The organism is Bradyrhizobium sp. USDA 4538 (assembly GCF_024171045.1).
GTDB lineage: Bacteria > Pseudomonadota > Alphaproteobacteria > Rhizobiales > Xanthobacteraceae > Bradyrhizobium > Bradyrhizobium australafricanum.
Genome location: NZ_JALJZE010000001.1, coordinates 3,948,388 through 3,964,655 on the forward strand (window position 1 = coordinate 3,948,388; position 16,268 = coordinate 3,964,655).

Annotated in this window: 14 protein-coding genes; 5 read left to right on the forward strand and 9 right to left on the reverse strand. The window is 64.7% G+C overall.

Annotation, left to right across the window (positions count from 1 at the left end; all coding sequences use genetic code 11):
- Positions 1–51 precede the first annotated feature (51 nt).
- The 6 genes from gyrB to rpsT form a co-directional block, all read right to left on the reverse strand.
- Positions 52–2,487 carry a DNA topoisomerase (ATP-hydrolyzing) subunit B gene (gene gyrB / locus J2R78_RS17775; RefSeq protein WP_018269243.1) on the reverse strand — a complete coding sequence of 812 codons (2,436 nt, stop codon included), beginning with the start codon at positions 2,485–2,487 and terminating at the stop codon, positions 52–54.
- Between the two features lie 228 nt (positions 2,488–2,715).
- On the reverse strand, positions 2,716–3,852 hold the full coding sequence (gene recF, locus J2R78_RS17780) for a DNA replication/repair protein RecF (protein WP_253605892.1): 1,137 nt from the start codon (positions 3,850–3,852) through the stop codon (positions 2,716–2,718).
- Positions 3,853–3,925: 73 nt separating this feature from the next.
- On the reverse strand, positions 3,926–4,291 hold the full coding sequence (locus tag J2R78_RS17785; RefSeq protein ID WP_076824746.1) for an endonuclease domain-containing protein: 366 nt from the start codon (positions 4,289–4,291) through the stop codon (positions 3,926–3,928).
- 78 nt (positions 4,292–4,369) lie between these two features.
- On the reverse strand, positions 4,370–5,488 hold the full coding sequence (gene dnaN, locus J2R78_RS17790) for a DNA polymerase III subunit beta (protein WP_074126563.1): 1,119 nt from the start codon (positions 5,486–5,488) through the stop codon (positions 4,370–4,372).
- 264 nt (positions 5,489–5,752) lie between these two features.
- Positions 5,753–7,183, reverse strand: a complete 1,431-nt coding sequence (gene dnaA / locus J2R78_RS17795; RefSeq protein ID WP_057015334.1) for a chromosomal replication initiator protein DnaA — start codon at positions 7,181–7,183, stop codon at positions 5,753–5,755.
- A 1,227-nt stretch (positions 7,184–8,410) separates the two neighbouring features.
- A complete protein-coding gene (gene rpsT / locus J2R78_RS17800; RefSeq protein ID WP_057015335.1) occupies positions 8,411–8,677 on the reverse strand; it encodes a 30S ribosomal protein S20 in 267 nt (88 codons plus the stop codon).
- Positions 8,678–9,050: 373 nt separating this feature from the next.
- On the opposite strand from rpsT, the gene J2R78_RS17805 reads away from it, so the two are divergent.
- The 3 genes from J2R78_RS17805 to J2R78_RS17815 all read left to right on the forward strand — a co-directional run bounded on the left by J2R78_RS17805 (position 9,051) and on the right by J2R78_RS17815 (position 11,095).
- Complete coding sequence (locus tag J2R78_RS17805) at positions 9,051–9,368, forward strand: hypothetical protein (RefSeq protein WP_016842666.1); 318 nt, start codon at positions 9,051–9,053, stop codon at positions 9,366–9,368.
- 130 nt (positions 9,369–9,498) lie between these two features.
- Positions 9,499–10,155: a peptide-methionine (S)-S-oxide reductase MsrA gene (gene msrA, locus J2R78_RS17810; protein WP_069278970.1), complete on the forward strand. Its 657-nt coding sequence runs from the start codon at positions 9,499–9,501 to the stop codon at positions 10,153–10,155.
- A gap of 184 nt (positions 10,156–10,339) precedes the next feature.
- Positions 10,340–11,095 (forward strand): polysaccharide biosynthesis/export family protein, encoded by a 756-nt coding sequence (locus J2R78_RS17815; RefSeq protein WP_253605894.1) that lies wholly within the window; start codon positions 10,340–10,342, stop codon positions 11,093–11,095.
- 131 nt (positions 11,096–11,226) lie between these two features.
- Here J2R78_RS17815 and J2R78_RS17820 read toward each other — a convergent pair whose 3' ends face one another.
- The 3 genes from J2R78_RS17820 to J2R78_RS17830 all read right to left on the reverse strand — a co-directional run bounded on the left by J2R78_RS17820 (position 11,227) and on the right by J2R78_RS17830 (position 13,161).
- The gene (locus J2R78_RS17820; protein WP_253605896.1) at positions 11,227–11,901 is read right to left on the reverse strand and encodes a dienelactone hydrolase family protein; all 675 of its coding nucleotides are present in this window, start codon (positions 11,899–11,901) and stop codon (positions 11,227–11,229) included.
- Between the two features lie 139 nt (positions 11,902–12,040).
- Positions 12,041–12,376: a hypothetical protein gene (locus J2R78_RS17825; protein ID WP_253605897.1), complete on the reverse strand. Its 336-nt coding sequence runs from the start codon at positions 12,374–12,376 to the stop codon at positions 12,041–12,043.
- Positions 12,373–13,161, reverse strand: a complete 789-nt coding sequence (locus J2R78_RS17830; protein ID WP_253605899.1) for an alpha/beta fold hydrolase — start codon at positions 13,159–13,161, stop codon at positions 12,373–12,375. Before J2R78_RS17830 ends, J2R78_RS17825 begins: the two co-directional genes overlap by 4 nt.
- Before the next feature lie 309 nt (positions 13,162–13,470).
- Here J2R78_RS17830 and J2R78_RS17835 point away from each other — a divergent pair, with 309 nt between their 5' ends.
- Complete coding sequence (locus J2R78_RS17835) at positions 13,471–13,962, forward strand: (2Fe-2S)-binding protein (RefSeq protein WP_026192016.1); 492 nt, start codon at positions 13,471–13,473, stop codon at positions 13,960–13,962.
- Positions 13,959–16,244 (forward strand): molybdopterin cofactor-binding domain-containing protein, encoded by a 2,286-nt coding sequence (locus J2R78_RS17840; protein ID WP_253605901.1) that lies wholly within the window; start codon positions 13,959–13,961, stop codon positions 16,242–16,244. The genes J2R78_RS17835 and J2R78_RS17840 overlap by 4 nt, the downstream gene beginning before the upstream one ends.
- The last annotated feature ends 24 nt before the right edge of the window (positions 16,245–16,268 follow it).

Sequence of the window (16,268 nt, forward strand, 5' to 3'; positions counted from 1 at the left end):
TTCGTCGCTTCGCTCCTCGCAATGACGGTGGTGTAATGCGCCGCAGGCCTCCTAGATGTCGATGGTGGCGCTGAGCGAATTGTCCTGGATGAACTCGCGGCGCGGCTCGACCACGTCGCCCATCAGCTTGGTGAAGATATCGTCGGCCTCGTCGACCTCCTTGATCTTCACCTGCAGCAGCGAGCGCGCCTCGGTGTCCAGCGTGGTCTCCCAGAGCTGTTCCGGGTTCATCTCGCCGAGACCTTTGTAGCGCTGCAGCGAGATGCCCTTGCGGGCGGCGTCGGTCACGGCCTCGAACAGGTCGATCGGGCCGTGGATGATCTGCTCGGCATCCTTGCGCCGCAGCTTGCCCGCGCGCACGTAGATCTCCTGCAGTTCGGTCGCGTATTCGTCGAGCTTGCGGGCGTCGGCCGAGCCGAGGAAGGCGTCGTCGATCACGGCGAATTCCCTGACCCCGCGCACGGTGCGCTCGAACTGGAACCCCTGGCCTTCCGTGAAGGTGCCGATCCAGCCGCGCTCGACCTCTTCGGCCACGGCGTCCAGCCGCTTGGCGATGTATTCGGCCGCCGAATTGGCGGTGGCGATATCGCCGGTGATCCTGGGATTGAGCACGCCCGCGATCGCGGCCTGCTCGATGACGGCGCGATTATAGCGGCTATGCAGGTTGCGCAGCACCGAGCGGATGACCCGGGCGTCTTCGACCAGCGACAGCAGGTCACGGCCCGAGCGGTCGTCGCCGGAGGCCGGCTTGAAGACGCATTCGTCGAGTCCGGTCGAGATCAGATAGTCCTCGAGGGCGCGCTCGTCCTTCAGGTATTGCTCGGACTTGCCGCGCGAGACCTTATAGAGCGGCGGCTGGGCGATATAGAGATAGCCGCCATCGATGATCGAGCGCATCTGACGATAGAAGAAGGTCAGCAGCAGCGTGCGGATATGGGCGCCGTCGACGTCGGCGTCGGTCATCACGATGATCTTGTGATAGCGCAGCTTGTCGACCGAGAAATCGTCGCTGATGCCGGTGCCGAGCGCGGTGATCAGCGTGCCGATCTGCTCGGACGACAGCATCTTGTCGGGACGGACGCGCTCGACATTGAGGATCTTGCCGCGCAGCGGCAGCACCGCCTGGAATTCACGGTTGCGGCCCTGCTTGGCGCTGCCGCCTGCCGAGTCGCCCTCGACGATGAACAGTTCGGACTTGGCCGGGTCCTTCTCCTGGCAGTCGGCGAGCTTGCCGGGCAGCGAGGAGACGCTGAGCGGATTCTTGCGGGTCAGCTCGCGCGCCTTGCGCGCGGCCTCGCGGGCCGCAGCGGCCTGGATCACCTTGCCGACGATCTCCTTGGCTTCCTTCGGATTCTCCTCGAACCAGGCGGCGAGCGCCTCGTTCAGGACGTTCTCGACCACCGGTCGAACCTCCGAGGACACCAGCTTGTCCTTGGTCTGCGACGAGAATTTCGGATCGGGCACCTTCACCGACAGCACCGCGGTGAGGCCTTCGCGGCAATCGTCGCCGGTCAGCGCGATCTTTTCCTTCTTCGCATTGGCCTCGGCATAGCCGTTGACCTGGCGCGTCAGCGCGCCGCGGAAGCCGGCCAGATGGGTGCCGCCGTCGCGCTGCGGGATGTTGTTGGTGAAGCACAGCACGTTCTCGTGGTAGCTGTCGTTCCACCATAGCGCCGCCTCGACGCCGATGCCGTTGGCTTCCGAGCGCACCATGATCGGCGCCGGCACGATCGCCTTCTTGTTGCGGTCGAGATATTTGACGAATTCCTCGACACCACCGGAATAGTGCATCTCCTCGCGCTTCTCGACCGCATGACGCATGTCGGAGAGCACGATGTTGACGCCGGAATTGAGGAAGGCGAGCTCGCGCAGCCGGTGCTCCAGCGTCGCGAAATCATATTCGATGTTCTTGAAGGTCTCGACCGAGGCGAGGAAAGTGACCTCGGTGCCGCGCTTGCCAGGGGCATCGCCGACCACCTTGAGCGGCGCCACGGCATCGCCGTGCGCGAATTCGATGTAGTGCTCCTTGTCGTCGCGCCAGATCCGCAGCGCGAGCTTGCTGGAGAGCGCGTTGACGACGGAGACGCCGACGCCGTGCAGACCGCCGGAGACCTTGTAGGAGTTCTGGTCGAATTTTCCGCCGGCGTGCAGCTGGGTCATGATGACCTCGGCTGCCGAGACGCCCTCCTCCTTGTGGATGCCGACCGGAATGCCGCGTCCGTCGTCGTACACGGTGACGGAATTGTCGGCGTTGAGGGTGACCAGGACGCGGCTGGCATGGCCCGCCAGCGCCTCGTCGATCGCGTTGTCGACGACCTCGTAGACCATGTGGTGCAGGCCGGAACCGTCGTCGGTGTCGCCGATATACATGCCGGGGCGCTTGCGGACGGCGTCGAGGCCCTTCAGCACCCGGATCGATTCCGCGCCATATTCGGCCGGAACGGGATGCTCAGATTCGGCAGGGGTCTGCCGGGCAGGTTCAGTCATGTGAGGCCTTCGAGGATATCCGAATCAGCTGCGCAATATGAGGCGCTGATTCCGCTATTTGTGCCATGAAAGAGGGGTTGCGCCTAGCGCAAAGTCTCCATCTACAAACTATTGAATAAATAGGATTTTTTAGGCCTGTTTCAAGGCTTTCAAAGGCCGATTCCGGCGGTCTCGAAAAGCCCGTTTCGAAGGCGGATTCGGGCCCCTCTCGGAGCAGATTCCGCACCCTCAGCCGCGCCGCGTCGCGCGGCCGGATTCGACGTCGAAAATCTCCCCCAGCGGGCCGATATCGACGAACGCCGCGGGATCGGCGCCGGTCATCCAGACCTGCGCGCCGAGCTTGGCGAGCTCGTCAAACAGCGCCTTGCGGCGGTTCGGATCGAGATGGGCGACGACCTCGTCGAGCAGCAGCAGCGGTACGATGCCGGTCATCTCCGCGACCATCGTGGCGTGCGCCAGCACCAGCCCGATCAAAAGCGCCTTCTGCTCGCCGGTCGAGGCGTCACGCGCCGGCATGCTTTTCGGCGCGTAGATCACCTGCAGATCGGTCAGATGCGGGCCGTCGAGCGTGCGGCCGGCGGCGGCATCGCGCGGCCGGCTCGCGCGCAGGATCTCGCGGTAGCGGTCCTCCACCGCCGTTGCGGGCTCCTGCAGCAGTGCGTTCTCCATCCAGCCGTCGAGCATGATCTCGGCGGAGGGGAAGGCCGAGGCAGCGCCGCGCTCGCGCAGCATCACGGCGAGCTTGGCGGCGGTCTGGCCCCGCGATGCGGCGACCGCGACCGCAAGCTCGGCGGTCTCGCGCTCGATCGCGTCACACCAATGGTCGTCATAGTTGCGCACCTCGAGCAGCCGGTTGCGCGAGCGCAGCGAGCGCTCCAGTGCCGAGACGCGGCTGGAATGCTCGGAATCGATCGCCAGCACCAGGCGATCGAAGAAGCGCCGCCGTTCCGAGGCGGCGCCCATGAACAGGCCGTCCATCGCCGGCGTCAGCCACACGATGCGCAGATGATCGCCGAACGCGGTTGCGGACCCCACCGGTTCGCGGTCGATGCGGCAGCGCCTTGTGTTGCCGGCGTCACCGGTCGGCGGATCGATACCGGTGCCGAGCGTCGCAAGGCCGAGCGCGCCCTCGACTTCGGCCGAGACCGCCCAGGAGCCGTCGCCCTGGTTGTCGGCGATGTCCTCCAGCGTCGCGCGGCGCAGGCCGCGGCCCGGCGACAGAAACGAGACCGCTTCCATGCAATTGGTCTTGCCGGCGCCGTTCGGCCCCACCAGCACCACCATGTCGCCGGCGACCTGCAGCGTCGCCGTCCGGTAATTGCGGAAATGCGTCAGCGACAGGCGGTGAATGCGGGACGGGGTCATCTCTCTTCCTTCCCCTCTCCCCCTGTGGGAGAGGGTGGCGTCTCACGAAGTGAGGCGACGGGTGAGGGGTATCTCACAGCTCGGCAAGCTTGGCGACAATGTCTTCCAGCACCGCCCCGGGCGTCCGCAATACGTCATTGTTCCAGTAGCGCAAGACCTGAAAGCCTTCCGCCGCAAGCGCGTCAGTCCTGGATGCATCACGCGGCGACGAAGCGTGCTGACCGCCATCGATCTCGATGGCGAGGCGCTTCTCGAAACACGCGAAGTCGAGAATGTAATTTCGAAATGGAACCTGCCTTCGAAATTTCAAGTGCGACAGGCGCCGATCGCGCAGCAGGCGCCACATCTTCGCTTCCGCGTCAGTCGGCTCCCGGCGCATCTTCTTTGCGAAGCTGCGGAGGCGTTCATCGGTCGGTCGATGGTGCGGCGTTCGCGGCACCAACCCCTCACCCGGCGCCTGCGGCGCCACCCTCTCCCACAAGGGGAGAGGGTGCAGTTGCTCGTGAAGAGAGGGTCATCACACCCGCATCGGCATCAGCACGTAGAGCGCGCCCTTGCTGTCGCGGTCCTGCACAAGGGTCGGCGAGCCGGGATCGGCGAGCTTCAGCACTGCGACCTCGCCTTCAATCTGGGCGGCGATGTCGAGCAGATAGCGCGAGTTGAAGCCGATATCGAGCGCGTCGGAGGCGTACTCGACCTCGAGCTCCTCGGTGGCGCTGCCGGAATCCGGGTTGGTGACCGAGAGCACCAGCTTGCCCGCGGACAGTGCGAGCTTCACCGCGCGGCCGCGTTCGCTGGAAATCGTCGAGACGCGGTCGACGGCGGCCTCGAAATCCTTCTTGTCGACGACGAGTTCCTTGTCGTTGTTCTGCGGAATGACGCGGCCGTAGTCCGGGAAGGTGCCGTCGATCAGCTTCGAGGTCAGCACCACATTGCCGAGCGTAAAGCGGATCTTGCCGTCCGACAGCTCGATCGAGATCTCGGCGTCGTCGCCCTCGATCAGCCGCTGCACCTCGCCGACCGTCTTGCGCGGGACGATCACGCCGGGCATGCCGGTTGCGCCCTTGGGCAGCGCGAGGTCGATCTGCGCCAGCCGGTGACCGTCGGTCGCAACGCCGCGCAGGGTCGCCGCCTTGGCGCTGCCGGCCGCGTGCAGATAGATGCCGTTGAGGTAGTAGCGGGTCTCTTCGGTCGAGATCGCGAACTGCGTGCGGTCGATCAGGCGCTTGATGTCGGACGCCGGCAGTGAGAACGAATGCGTCATGTCGCCGGCGGCAAGGCCCGGGAAGTCGCTCTCGGGCAGCGTCTGCAGCGTGAAGCGCGAGCGGCCGGCACGCACGGCCAGCACCGAGCGGTCGCCGTCGGCTTCCAGCACGATCTGCGAGCCGTCGGGCAGCTTGCGGACGATGTCGTAGAACATGTGCGCGGGCACCGTGGTCGAGCCGGCGGTTCCGGTCTCGGCGGCCAAGGTCTCCGTCACCTCGAGGTCGAGGTCGGTCGCCTTCAGCGACAATTTGGCGCCCTCGGCGCGGATCAACACGTTGCCGAGGATCGGGATGGTGTTGCGGCGCTCGACCACGCGGTGAACGTGACCCAGCGATTTCAGGAGTTGCGCGCGCTCGACGGTGACCTTCATTGCAATACCCGCCAGATCCCTCAGATGGAAAAGCCGGGCGGCCGTTCAGGGCAGCACCGCGGCATTGGAAACCCGAAAAGCCGGATCAATACCGGATTTGATCAAACCCACGGGGGGACCGCAAGGTGGCGCGGATGGGCGGCCGGTGCAAGGGATACGGGCGCGAAACGAGCCCCGTTCCCCACGTTTTGGGTCGGAAAAAAGTTTAGCCCTCCCCTTTGGCGAGGGGAGGGCTATGGAACGATCCGGCCGGATGAAGCGGCCCTATTCCTGCAGCTGGCGCTTCAGCGATTCGACTTCCTCCGACAGCGCCGTGTCCTTGGCGACCAGTGCCTCAATCTTGCGCACGGCGTGCAACACCGTGGTGTGGTCGCGGCCGCCGAAGCGCCGGCCGATCTCCGGCAGCGAGCGCAAGGTCAGCGTCTTCGCCAGATACATCGCGACCTGGCGCGGGCGCACCACATTGGCGGTGCGGCGGGACGACAGCAAGTCGGAGCGGCTGACATTGTACTGCCGGGCGACCACGCGCTGGATGTCCTCGATCTTGATCCGCTTCGGCTCCTGCGGGCGAATCAGGTCGCGCACCTCGCGCTCGGCCATCTCCAGCGTCACCGGCTGGTTGTTGAGCTTGGAGTGCGCCAGCAGGCGATTGATCGCGCCTTCAAGGTCGCGGCCGTTATGGGTGATGGTGCGCGCCAGATAGTCGAGCACTTCCTCCGGTACATCGAAGCTCGCATGGTGGGCGCGGGCGGCGGCGACGCGCGACTTCAGGATGCCGAGCCGCAGCTCCTCGCCGAGCGAGCCCATCTCGACCACGAGGCCGCCCGCAAGTCGCGAGCGCACGCGGTCGTCGAGGCTTTCCAGATCCGACGGCGGACGGTCGGCTGCGATCACAACCTGGCGGCCGGCATCGATCAGCGCGTTCAGCGTGTGGCAGAACTCGGCCTGCGTCGACTTGCCCTGCAGGAACTGCAGATCGTCGATGACCAGCACGTCGATGCCGCGCAGCGCCTCCTTGAAGGCCAGCGCCGTCTGCGTCTTCAGCGCCGCGACGAAGCCGTACATGAACTTCTCGGCGGTGAGATACAGCACCTTGCGCTCGCCGCCGGAATTGCCGGCCCAGGTCACCGCCTGCAGCAGATGCGTCTTGCCGAGGCCGACGCCGGCATGAATGTAGAGCGGGTTGAACATCACGGGATCGCCGCGGCGACCTTCCGCGACCTGGCGGGCCGCCGCATGAGCCAGCGTGTTGGACCTGCCGACGACGAAGCTGGCGAAGGTCAGGCGCGGATCGAGCGGCGAGCCGCCGAGCGCGTCGTGGCTCGCGGACACCGGCGCGGTCGCAACCGAGCGCAGTTCAGGCACGAGCCGGCCGTCAGTGCGCTCGATGCGGCGCACTTCGACGGGCGCAACCGTTTCCTTCACCGGAGCCGTCGCGCGGATCGCCGAGCGCACGGTGAGGTCGATGCGATGCACTTCGGGCATCTCGGCCTGCCAGCAGGAGAGCACGCGTTCGGCATAGTGCGCCTGGATCCAGCTCTTGAGGAACCGGGTCGGAACCGACAGGTGCACGCTCTCGTCGTGCACGCTCTCCAGATCCATCCGAGCGAACCAGCTCGTGTAGACGTCCTCGCCAACGCTCGTCCGCAAACGTCCCTTCACCCGCGACCAGCGATCCTGTTCCGTGTTCGTCATTGCCTTCGTACTTCCAAGTCTGAGAGATGATCGTTGCGAAAGCGCCGTGCAGGTTTCCTGCCGCGGCGCGACCTCTAGCGGGCGCGGTCTGCTCCGGACAAAGCTCTCCCGTGTGGCGTCCATGCGCCACCCGACAGATCAGCTGTTTGGAGAAGATGCGCCCCGCGAGGTCAGCGCGTACTCGACGGACGCTTCGGGTGGGAGCTGACGTCCGAGGGGTTGATTACGGCACCACTGGAAATTTGCGCTTCGGCTGTCGTTGGTTCGACTGCAGTGATGATACCGTAAGCCATATGACCTCCCCCTCCCGCCGCGACGTATCGCGGCAAGTTGTCAGCTTGCTCGTGTCTTCAAATTCGAACTGCTGCTACCGAACACCGAAATGCCCGGCGCTTCGCCGCCGCCGTGTCGTCGTCAACCCGTTCACTCGCTCCGCGTTCCCGCTGCCAAATTCCGACTGACGTCCTGGTCTCTCTTGTTCGATCCCCCAAATTGCCGGGGACATCGCCGGAGAAATTTTGACACAGGTCGACCGTCCTCATATCGCTATGAGCCGTCAATTCAGCTTCGCTTGGAAAGCGTCGCTAACGCACACACCGCCGCCGATTTGTGCGTCCGCCCCTGGGTCTCAAACCGCGCTGATCTGGAGAGCCGTGGGCGTCGCGAACAAGAAATAAATACACCAAGCTGATTTTCTGACAATCCGTGGATTCGACGGGGATCGAGACTCTTCGCGACTGTTGCGGCGTTGCCGATGCTGAGTTGCGAAAGCAAGTTTTTGAATCAGCGCACAGATTCACGCGTGTCACAAACGACGGTGCAATACCAAAAATTTTTCATAGAAAATTTACATTTGGTCTCGCGCCGGTCATTTTTCCAATCGCTGTTCGGCGCTATGTGCATAAGTAATTCGCGAGACGTCATTTTTCTCGATTACTTTTGCAGGGTAACCCCGCTTCGCAAGTTTCGTCCGCGAAATGCTCGCGCGCTATTCCATCTATCTAGCTTAGCGAAGAACAATCTGTGGGCGAGTGCGGCGCGTTAAGCATGTCGAGCCGGTAGAACTACGGACGCGACGAAACATGACACGCAGTTCGTTGCGCGGCAACGCGAAGTGTTCTCGCGCTATGAAACTTCCACGACAAAAGTCGAGACAAAAACAAAAAGCCCGGCGCGAGCCGGGCTTCGTGACAAATGTGTTTTCCAGTCAGCTCTGGTGGCAAGCCGTTACTTCGCGAGCTTGGCGATGCTCTGCGTGAGGCGCGACACCTTACGGCTCGCGAGGTTCTTGTGAATGATGTTGCGCTGCGCTGCCTTCATCAGCTCGGGCTCGGCGCGGCTCATCGCCTTCAGTGCCGCCTCGCGGTCGCCGCTCTTGATCGCTTCCTCGACGGTGCGCACCGCGCCACGCATCTGCGTGCGGCGCGACTTGTTGACGATGGTGCGGCGGGCAATCTTGCGGGTCGCCTTCTTGGCGGAGGTGGTGTTGGCCATGGTTCTCTAACTGTCCTTCGGCGGTGATCGCTCGGTGGTCGGGCTTGCGCGCACCGGCCGGTTCAAATCTCAACTCTGATGTATTTGTCCAAGGTGGTTTTCTTGGGTGTCCTTGAGGCGGCCATGCGAAGAGCGCAAAATGCTGCCTCCGCATGCGGCACTGTCCAAAGAACAGCGGCGGCAGGATTGCGCCCGCCGCCATCGGTCGGTCTTATAGATGGCGCGGGCTTAAGCGTCAACGCTTTCGGGACCCCAAAAGGGCCCGAAATCGTCCCTGCGGGGGCCGGATAAGCCGCTGAAGAGGTTGAATTTCCGGGGGGCGCCCGGTAAGGCCTGACGACGCGTGGGGCGCGACTGGGAGTTAGGGTGACGCATGATCCGCGGCTTTTTCCGTCTGATCGGCCTTCTGCTGCTGGCCGGCAGCTTCATCTTCATGGTCTATGACGGGGCCCGCTACGTCGCCGACCAGAGCCTGCGGTTCACCCAGTTCGGCCAGTTCTGGAACGACATCCACCAGTCGAGCCAGCAGGCATTCCATGCCTGGGTGGATCGCTTCGCGCCCTGGCTCTGGAATGACGTGATCCGCCTGCTTCTGGAGCAGCCGGTATTCGCGGTGCTCGGCATTGCCGGCATCCTGCTGATGATCCTGTTCCGGCCGCGTAAGCCCCTGATCGGCTACGCGCGCGACTGACTTGTCGGCAGCCCGCCTTGGCTGCAGCGCCCCGTAACGGGGCTGCCATCATCCGCGTAAGGACATATATAGGTGACAGCCGGCCCGCAGGCCGTTGCCGCGTCGGCCGATGTCCCGCCTGGAGGTGTCCATGTTGTTCATGCGCAAGACCACCGCGTTGCCGAGCGCCGCCGAGGCGCTGCCGGGCCGCGCGACGCCGATCCCGACCGCGACCACCCATTTCGTCAATGGCAGCAAGTTGCAGCCGCCTTATCCGCAAGGCCTCGAGCAGGCGGTCTTCGGGCTCGGCTGCTTCTGGGGCGCGGAGCGCAAATTCTGGGAACTCGGCGAGGGGATCTACACCACTGCGGTCGGCTATGCCGGCGGCCACACGCCGAACCCGACCTATGAGGAAGTATGCTCGGGGCGCACCGGCCACACCGAAGTGGTGCTGGTCGTGTTCGACCCGAAGAAGATCTCCTACGAGAAGCTGCTGAAGACGTTCTGGGAGAACCACAACCCGACGCAGGGCATGCGCCAGGGCAACGACATCGGCACGCAATATCGCTCCGCGATCTACACGTTCAGCGACGCGCAGCGCAAAGCCGCCGATGAGTCGCAGGCGATGTATCAGAAGGCGCTTGCCGCCAAGGGCCTCGGCGCCATCACCACCGAGATCGCGCCGGCCGGTGAATTCTACTTCGCCGAGGACTACCACCAGCAATACCTCGCCAAGAATCCGGCGGGCTATTGCGGGCTCGGCGGCACCGGCGTGTCCTGCCCGATCGGCGTCGGCGTCACCGCCTGACCGCCTTGCTGAGGTCTTGTTGAGAAAGAGCTCGCTCCGGAAAACCGGTTTGCGCTCTTCCCGGGTACGGCTCCAAGCCAATGGGAGGCCGGCTTTTCCGGCCTCCCGCTCGATCCTCGAAAACCTTTTGTTAACCATAAGTGGTGCAAGACTGGGCCTGTCTCGCCGTTGAGGGATAGGTCCGGTGCCGGTTGCACGCGCGTTACGATTGCCGATCACTGCCGTTGTGGCTGCGCTCGCGCTGTCTGGCTGCATGAGCACGTCCGGTCCCGTCGCCGTCGGCCCGCAAGGCGTCGATGCCGTCACCTACGGCCCGGCCTACGCACCCGCTCCGGTTGCCGATGCAGGCGGCGGCGGTGCGATCAGCGCATTGCGTTCCGCCTTCGCCAGCACGTCCCCTGGTTATGGCTATGCCGCACCGGCCGCCGCCCCGGTCGTCTATGCCGCCGCCTCCCCGGGTGGACCCCCCGCCGGTTACGACAACGGCTATCACCTTGGCCCCGGCGACAAGCTTCGCGTGGTGGTCTACGGCCAGGAAGGCCTGACCAATTCCTATGCGATCGACGCCGCGGGCGCGATCACCGTGCCGCTGATCGGCTCGGTGCCGGCGCGCGGCCGCACGCCGGCCGGGCTTGCCGGCGAAATCTCGGCACGGCTGCGCAACGGCTATATCCGCGAGCCTTCGGTGGCGGTCGAGATCGAGTCCTATCGTCCGTTCTTCATCCTCGGCGAAGTCCAGGCCCCCGGCCAATATCCCTACGTGCCGAACATGACGGTCGAGAGCGCGGTCGCGATTGCCGGCGGCTTCTCGCCGCGTGCCCGCCGCGACAGCGTGACGCTGACCCACACCGATGCGTCCGGCTCCGGGCGCTTTGTGGTGCCGCTGGGCACGCCGATGAGCCCGGGCGATACGGTATTCGTCGGCGAGCGCTGGTTCTGAAGAAGGATAGTGTCCTTCTTCATTCCGGGATGGTGCGTTAGCACCAGACCCGGAATCTCGAGATTCCCCGATGCGCAATTGCGCATCTGTGGTTCGATACTGGGCATTGCCCCGGAATGACGCTTGCAGCGTCACTTCTTCAGATGCTTTGCGAAAAACTCCATGCTGCGCGGCCAGGCGATGTCGGCGCTTGCCTTGTCGTAGCTGGCGCGCTCGTCGCAATGGAAGCCGTGCTGCGCGCCGGGATAGATGAAGACCTCGACCTCGGGCCGCTTCGACTTGATGGTCTCGACATCGCTCAAGGGAATGCCGGCATCCTTCTCACCGAAATGTAGCTGCGTCGGCACCGCCGGCTTGTCGTCGGCGAAGCGCACGACGGCGCCGCCGTAATAGCCGACCGCGGCGGACAGCCCGGCCAGCTTGGTGGCGGCAGCATAGGCGACGCTGCCGCCGAGGCAGAAGCCGATGATGCCGACCGGACCGACCGACTTCACAGCGTCGATCGCCGCCTGGGTGTCGCGCAGCATTGCGGCCCAGTCCGGATTGGCGACGAACTTCCGCGCCTCGGCGATCTCGTCGGGGGAATAGCCGCTCTGGAAGTTCGGCGTGATGCGGTCGAAGATCGAAGGTGCAACCGCGGCATAGCCTTCCTTCGCCAGCCGGTCGCAGACCGAGCGGATGTGGTGATTGACGCCAAAAATCTCCTGGATCACGACGACCGCGCCCTTCGGCGCGCCGGCAGGATCGGCGCGGTAGGCGCCGAGTTCAAATCCGTCGGAAGCTTTCAGTTTGATGTCTTGTCCCATGGTCCATCCTTGTCAGTTTGGGGGTTGCATGAAGCTTTCGATGATGAGGTCCAAAGCGCGATGACATCGTCATCGCGCTTTAGCTCTCGTTTGAGCATGGCCTTTCGGAAAACCGCTTCGCACTTTTCCGGACCATGCTCTAGCGCCACATCCAGTTCTCGCCCCAGTCGGCCTTCCAGCCGGTCAGCCGGTGTTTGCGGAATTGGAGGAAGAGACGGTCGTGGTGCGGAAACAGCCCGCTGCCGCCGAGGTCGCGGAAGGTCAGGAATATCTCGTTGCCGGGCCGTCCGCTGACATAGGTGAGCGGCGTGCCGAGCGCGCGCTGCGCGTCCGCAACGCCCATGCCGAACGCCAGCGGCGTGGTGTTGGACAGCGTCGCGGTGAAAGTGGACGGGGCTGTGACGAACGGCAGCTTCTGCGCGTTCGCCCCTGTCGTGGCCGCAGTCAGCAACAAGGCAACGGCGACTGACTTCATGGCGCGGTCTTTCCCGGCGCGCCGGCCTCAAGGCCATCCAGGAACGGCAGCACCGCGGTGATGAAGGCCTGCGGCTGGTCGATGTTGACGGCATGGCCGGCGTTCGGAATCACCGCCTTCTGTGCACCGGGGATCTTCGCCGCCATGTAATCGGACGCCGCCAGGAACGGCGTGTCGTCGGCGCCGACCACAACCAGCGCTGGCGCCTGGATCCCGGGCAGCGATTCGATCACCCGTGCATCACGCTGGGCCAGCATGCCGCGCGCCGCGAGCGCGAGGCCCCTGGCGTTGCGATGGGTGACCGACGCGCGCTCGGCGCTCAACGATCTAAGCACCTCGAGCCCTTCGCGGTCGAAGCGGTCGCCGGTCTCGCGGGCGCGCTTGTTCCAGACCTCACGGGCGTCGTCCTTCTTGAAGCCCGGGCCGGTGTCGATGATCAGCAGCGCCCGCACCCGTTCCGGATGGGCGCGATGAAAGGCAAGCGACATGTAGCCGCCGAGCGACAGCCCGCCGACGATCGCCTTGTCGGCGCCGGCGGCGTCGAGCAGAGCGGCGATGTCGTCGATCGTCAGCGCTTCGCTATAGGCATCGGGATCGTCGGGATAGTCGGACTGGCCGTGCCCGCGCATGTCCCACAGGATCAGCTTGTGCCGCCGCGACAGCGCCTCGATCTGGCCTTGCCACATCGCCGAGGTCGAGGAATAGCCGTGGGTCAGGATCAGCGGCGGGCCGCTGCCGTGAACCTCGTAGTAGATCTCGACGCCGTTGCGGTTGAGCTTGGCCATTGACGGGCTCCTTGTGTTTCTCTCGCCGCTGTCGTCGGACGGCGTTGCCGGCGCTTGCTGCCGACGCTTTGAGCAAGCGCCTGGCGATTAGACACCAACGCTGCCATTCCAAAAAGCGTCATGCCGTTGCCGCATCGCACAACAGTCATCTTCGGAAATTTATTCTTTTCGAGCAATTCCAAATTGGATTGCCTCCAGCCGGGAACCGGATCATTGTTTCGGCAACTGTCGCTTACCCGGTGGGCGCCGGCCAAGACCCAACAGTGAGTTGCCGCCGTAAGCGGCTTCCTACACCGGAAGGGGAGAGAGATGCCAAATCTCAATATCAACGGACGGAATATGTCCGTCGAGGCGGCCAATGACACGCCGCTGCTTTGGGTCATCCGCGAGCAATTGCAGATGACGGGCACCAAATTCGGTTGCGGCGCCGGTCTGTGCGGCGCCTGCACGGTTCACGTCAACGGCGAAGCGGTGCGGTCCTGCCAGACCTCGGTCGCCGACGCCGTCGGCAAGAAGATCACTACCATCGAAGGCCTCTCCGCCAAGGGCGATCATCCCTTGCAGAAGGCCTGGGTCGCCGAGCAGGTGCCGCAATGCGGCTACTGCCAGTCCGGCCAGATCATGCAGGCGGCGGCGCTGCTGTCGAAGAACACCAACCCGACCAAGGAAGAAGTGGTCGCGCATATGGACGGCAATCTCTGCCGTTGCATGACCTATTCACGAATCCAGAAGGCGATCATGCGCGCTGCGTCCGACATGCGCACCGCATCGGCCACCGGATCCGAGCGGAGGGCCACATGAACAAGCACGTGAAAAACCTCGCGCCAGAGACGACCGATCTCAGCCGCCGTTCCTTCCTGGTCGGCACCGCTGCAACCGGCCTCGTGCTCGGCTACTCCGCGTCCGGCATCGACCAGGCGCTCGCGGCGCCCGCACCCGCCAACTTCGAGCCGAGCGTCTGGTATTCGATCGCGCCCGACGGCCTCGTCACCGTGACCTGCGGCAAGGCCGACATGGGCCAGCACGTCGCCTCGACCATGGCGCAGATCGTGGCCGAAGAGCTCGGCGCGAACTGGAAGGACATGCGGGTTCAGCTCGCCTCCAACGATCCGAAGTTCAACGATCCCGTGCTGGGCGCGCAGATCACCGGCGGCAGCTGGTCGACGATGATGAACTTCGATGCGATGAGCCGCGCCGGCGCAGCTGGCCGCATCGCATTGACCGAGGCGGCGGCGGCCTCCATGGGCGTGCCGGCCGGCGAGCTGGTGGTGCGCGATTCCAAGATCAGCCACGCGAAGTCGAAGAAGTCGATGTCGTTCGCCGAAGTGGTGAAGAGCGGCAAGGCGACCAAGACCTTCACGGCGGATGACCTGAAGGCGATCAAGCTGAAGACGCCCGACCAGTACACCATGATCGGCGTCTCGGTGCCGCAGCTCGACATCCCGTCGAAGACCAACGGCACGGCCAAGTACGGCATCGACGTGATGGTGCCGGGCATGGTCCACGGCGCGCTGGTCACCCCGCCGGTGCGTTACGGCGCCACCGTGAAGTCGGTCGACGATAGCGCGGCCAAGAAGCTGCCCGGCTTCATCAAGGCCGTCACCCTCGACGACAAGACCACAACCACGACCGGCTGGGTCGTCGCGGTCGCCAACACCTATGCGCAGGCGAAGAAGGCCGCGGCGGCGCTGAAGATCAGCTATGACGGCGGCCCGAACGCAAAACTGTCGAGCGAATCGCTGTTCGCCGAGGCCAAGCGGCTGCAGGGGCTCAGCGATTCCGGAGAGTTCTTCGTCAAGGACGGCGATCCGAACGCGGCCTTCGGCTCGGCGGCCAAGCTGTTGGAGGCGGAATACACCACCAACATCAACATCCACGCGCCGATGGAGCCGATGAACGCCACCGCGGAGTTCAAGGGCGACATCCTGCACATCTATTCCGGCAACCAGTTCGCGACGCGCTCCGGCGCGATCGCGGCCGGCGCCGCCGGGATCGATCCGAAGTTCGTGGTGATGCACCAGATGTGGCTGGGTGGCGGCTTCGGCCGGCGTCTCGACGCCGACATGATGGTGCCCGCGGTGCAGGCGGCGAAGGCCGTCGGCAAGCCGGTCAAGGTCATCTACACGCGCGAAAACGACATGACGATGGATTTCTCGCGTCCGCTGACCTACCAGAAGGTGAAAGCCGGCATGGATGGCGACGGCAAGATCGTCGCGATGAGCCACGACGTGGTCTCGGCCTGGCCGACCGCGCGTTGGGGAATCCCCGATTTCCTGACACCGTCGGTCGACAAGAAGGGTCCGCTCGACTCCTTCACCGTGAACGGAGCGGACTTCTTCTATACCGTGCCCAACCACTATGTGCGGGCGATCAAGAACGAGATGGCGCACAACGCCACCCCGTCGGGTCAGCTCCGTTCGGTGGCGCCGGGCTGGACGTTCTGGGCGGTCGAAAGCATGATCGACGAGATCGCGCATGCGACCGGCAAGGACCCGGCGCAGCTGCGCATCTCGTTGCTCGACGGCAAGGGCAAGAATGACGGCGGCGCGCAGCGTCTCCGCAACACCTTGCTCGCTGCGATGGGTCTTGCCGGCTACGGCACCAAGCAGCTGCCCAAGGGCGAAGGCATGGGGGTCGCCTGCGTGTCGTCGCAGGAGCGCGCCACGGCGAGCTGGACCGCCTGCGTTGCCCATGTCGCGGTCGCCCCGTCGGGCGAGGTGACGGTGAAGAAGCTGACGGTTGCGACCGACGTTGGTACGCAGGTGAATCCCGACGGCATCCGGGCCCAGGTCGAGGGTGCGGCGCTGTGGGGCATGTCGCTGGCGCTGTTCGAGAAGGCGACGTTGAAGGACGGCGGCATCGAGCAGACCAACTTCGACAGCTACACACCGCTTCGGATGAGCCAGCTGCCGGAAGTCGCGGTCAACGTCATCGCCAATGGCGAGAAGGCGACGGGCGTCGGCGAGCCCGCGGTGACGGTGGTGGCGCCGGCGATCGGCAACGCCGTCTTCAACGCGGTCGGTGCCCGCGTTCGCGGCCTGCCGATCACCGCGGAAGCCGTCAAGGCTGCGATGAAGGCGTAACGGCCTGAACGAACAAGAACGCCG

Excerpts from the sequence above, each read along its gene's own strand:
- J2R78_RS17820 (WP_253605896.1), bottom strand. The coding sequence starts at position 11,901 with ATGGGACAAGACATCAAACTGAAAGCTTCCGACGGATTTGAACTCGGC.
- gyrB (WP_018269243.1), bottom strand. The coding sequence starts at position 2,487 with ATGACTGAACCTGCCCGGCAGACCCCTGCCGAATCTGAGCATCCCGTT.
- J2R78_RS17840 (WP_253605901.1), top strand. The coding sequence starts at position 13,959 with ATGAACAAGCACGTGAAAAACCTCGCGCCAGAGACGACCGATCTCAGC.
- J2R78_RS17825 (WP_253605897.1), bottom strand. The coding sequence starts at position 12,376 with ATGAAGTCAGTCGCCGTTGCCTTGTTGCTGACTGCGGCCACGACAGGG.
- recF (WP_253605892.1), bottom strand. The coding sequence starts at position 3,852 with ATGACCCCGTCCCGCATTCACCGCCTGTCGCTGACGCATTTCCGCAAT.
- J2R78_RS17805 (WP_016842666.1), top strand. The coding sequence starts at position 9,051 with ATGATCCGCGGCTTTTTCCGTCTGATCGGCCTTCTGCTGCTGGCCGGC.
- dnaA (WP_057015334.1), bottom strand. The coding sequence starts at position 7,183 with ATGACGAACACGGAACAGGATCGCTGGTCGCGGGTGAAGGGACGTTTG.
- rpsT (WP_057015335.1), bottom strand. The coding sequence starts at position 8,677 with ATGGCCAACACCACCTCCGCCAAGAAGGCGACCCGCAAGATTGCCCGC.
- J2R78_RS17835 (WP_026192016.1), top strand. The coding sequence starts at position 13,471 with ATGCCAAATCTCAATATCAACGGACGGAATATGTCCGTCGAGGCGGCC.
- msrA (WP_069278970.1), top strand. The coding sequence starts at position 9,499 with ATGTTGTTCATGCGCAAGACCACCGCGTTGCCGAGCGCCGCCGAGGCG.
- dnaN (WP_074126563.1), bottom strand. The coding sequence starts at position 5,488 with ATGAAGGTCACCGTCGAGCGCGCGCAACTCCTGAAATCGCTGGGTCAC.
- J2R78_RS17830 (WP_253605899.1), bottom strand. The coding sequence starts at position 13,161 with ATGGCCAAGCTCAACCGCAACGGCGTCGAGATCTACTACGAGGTTCAC.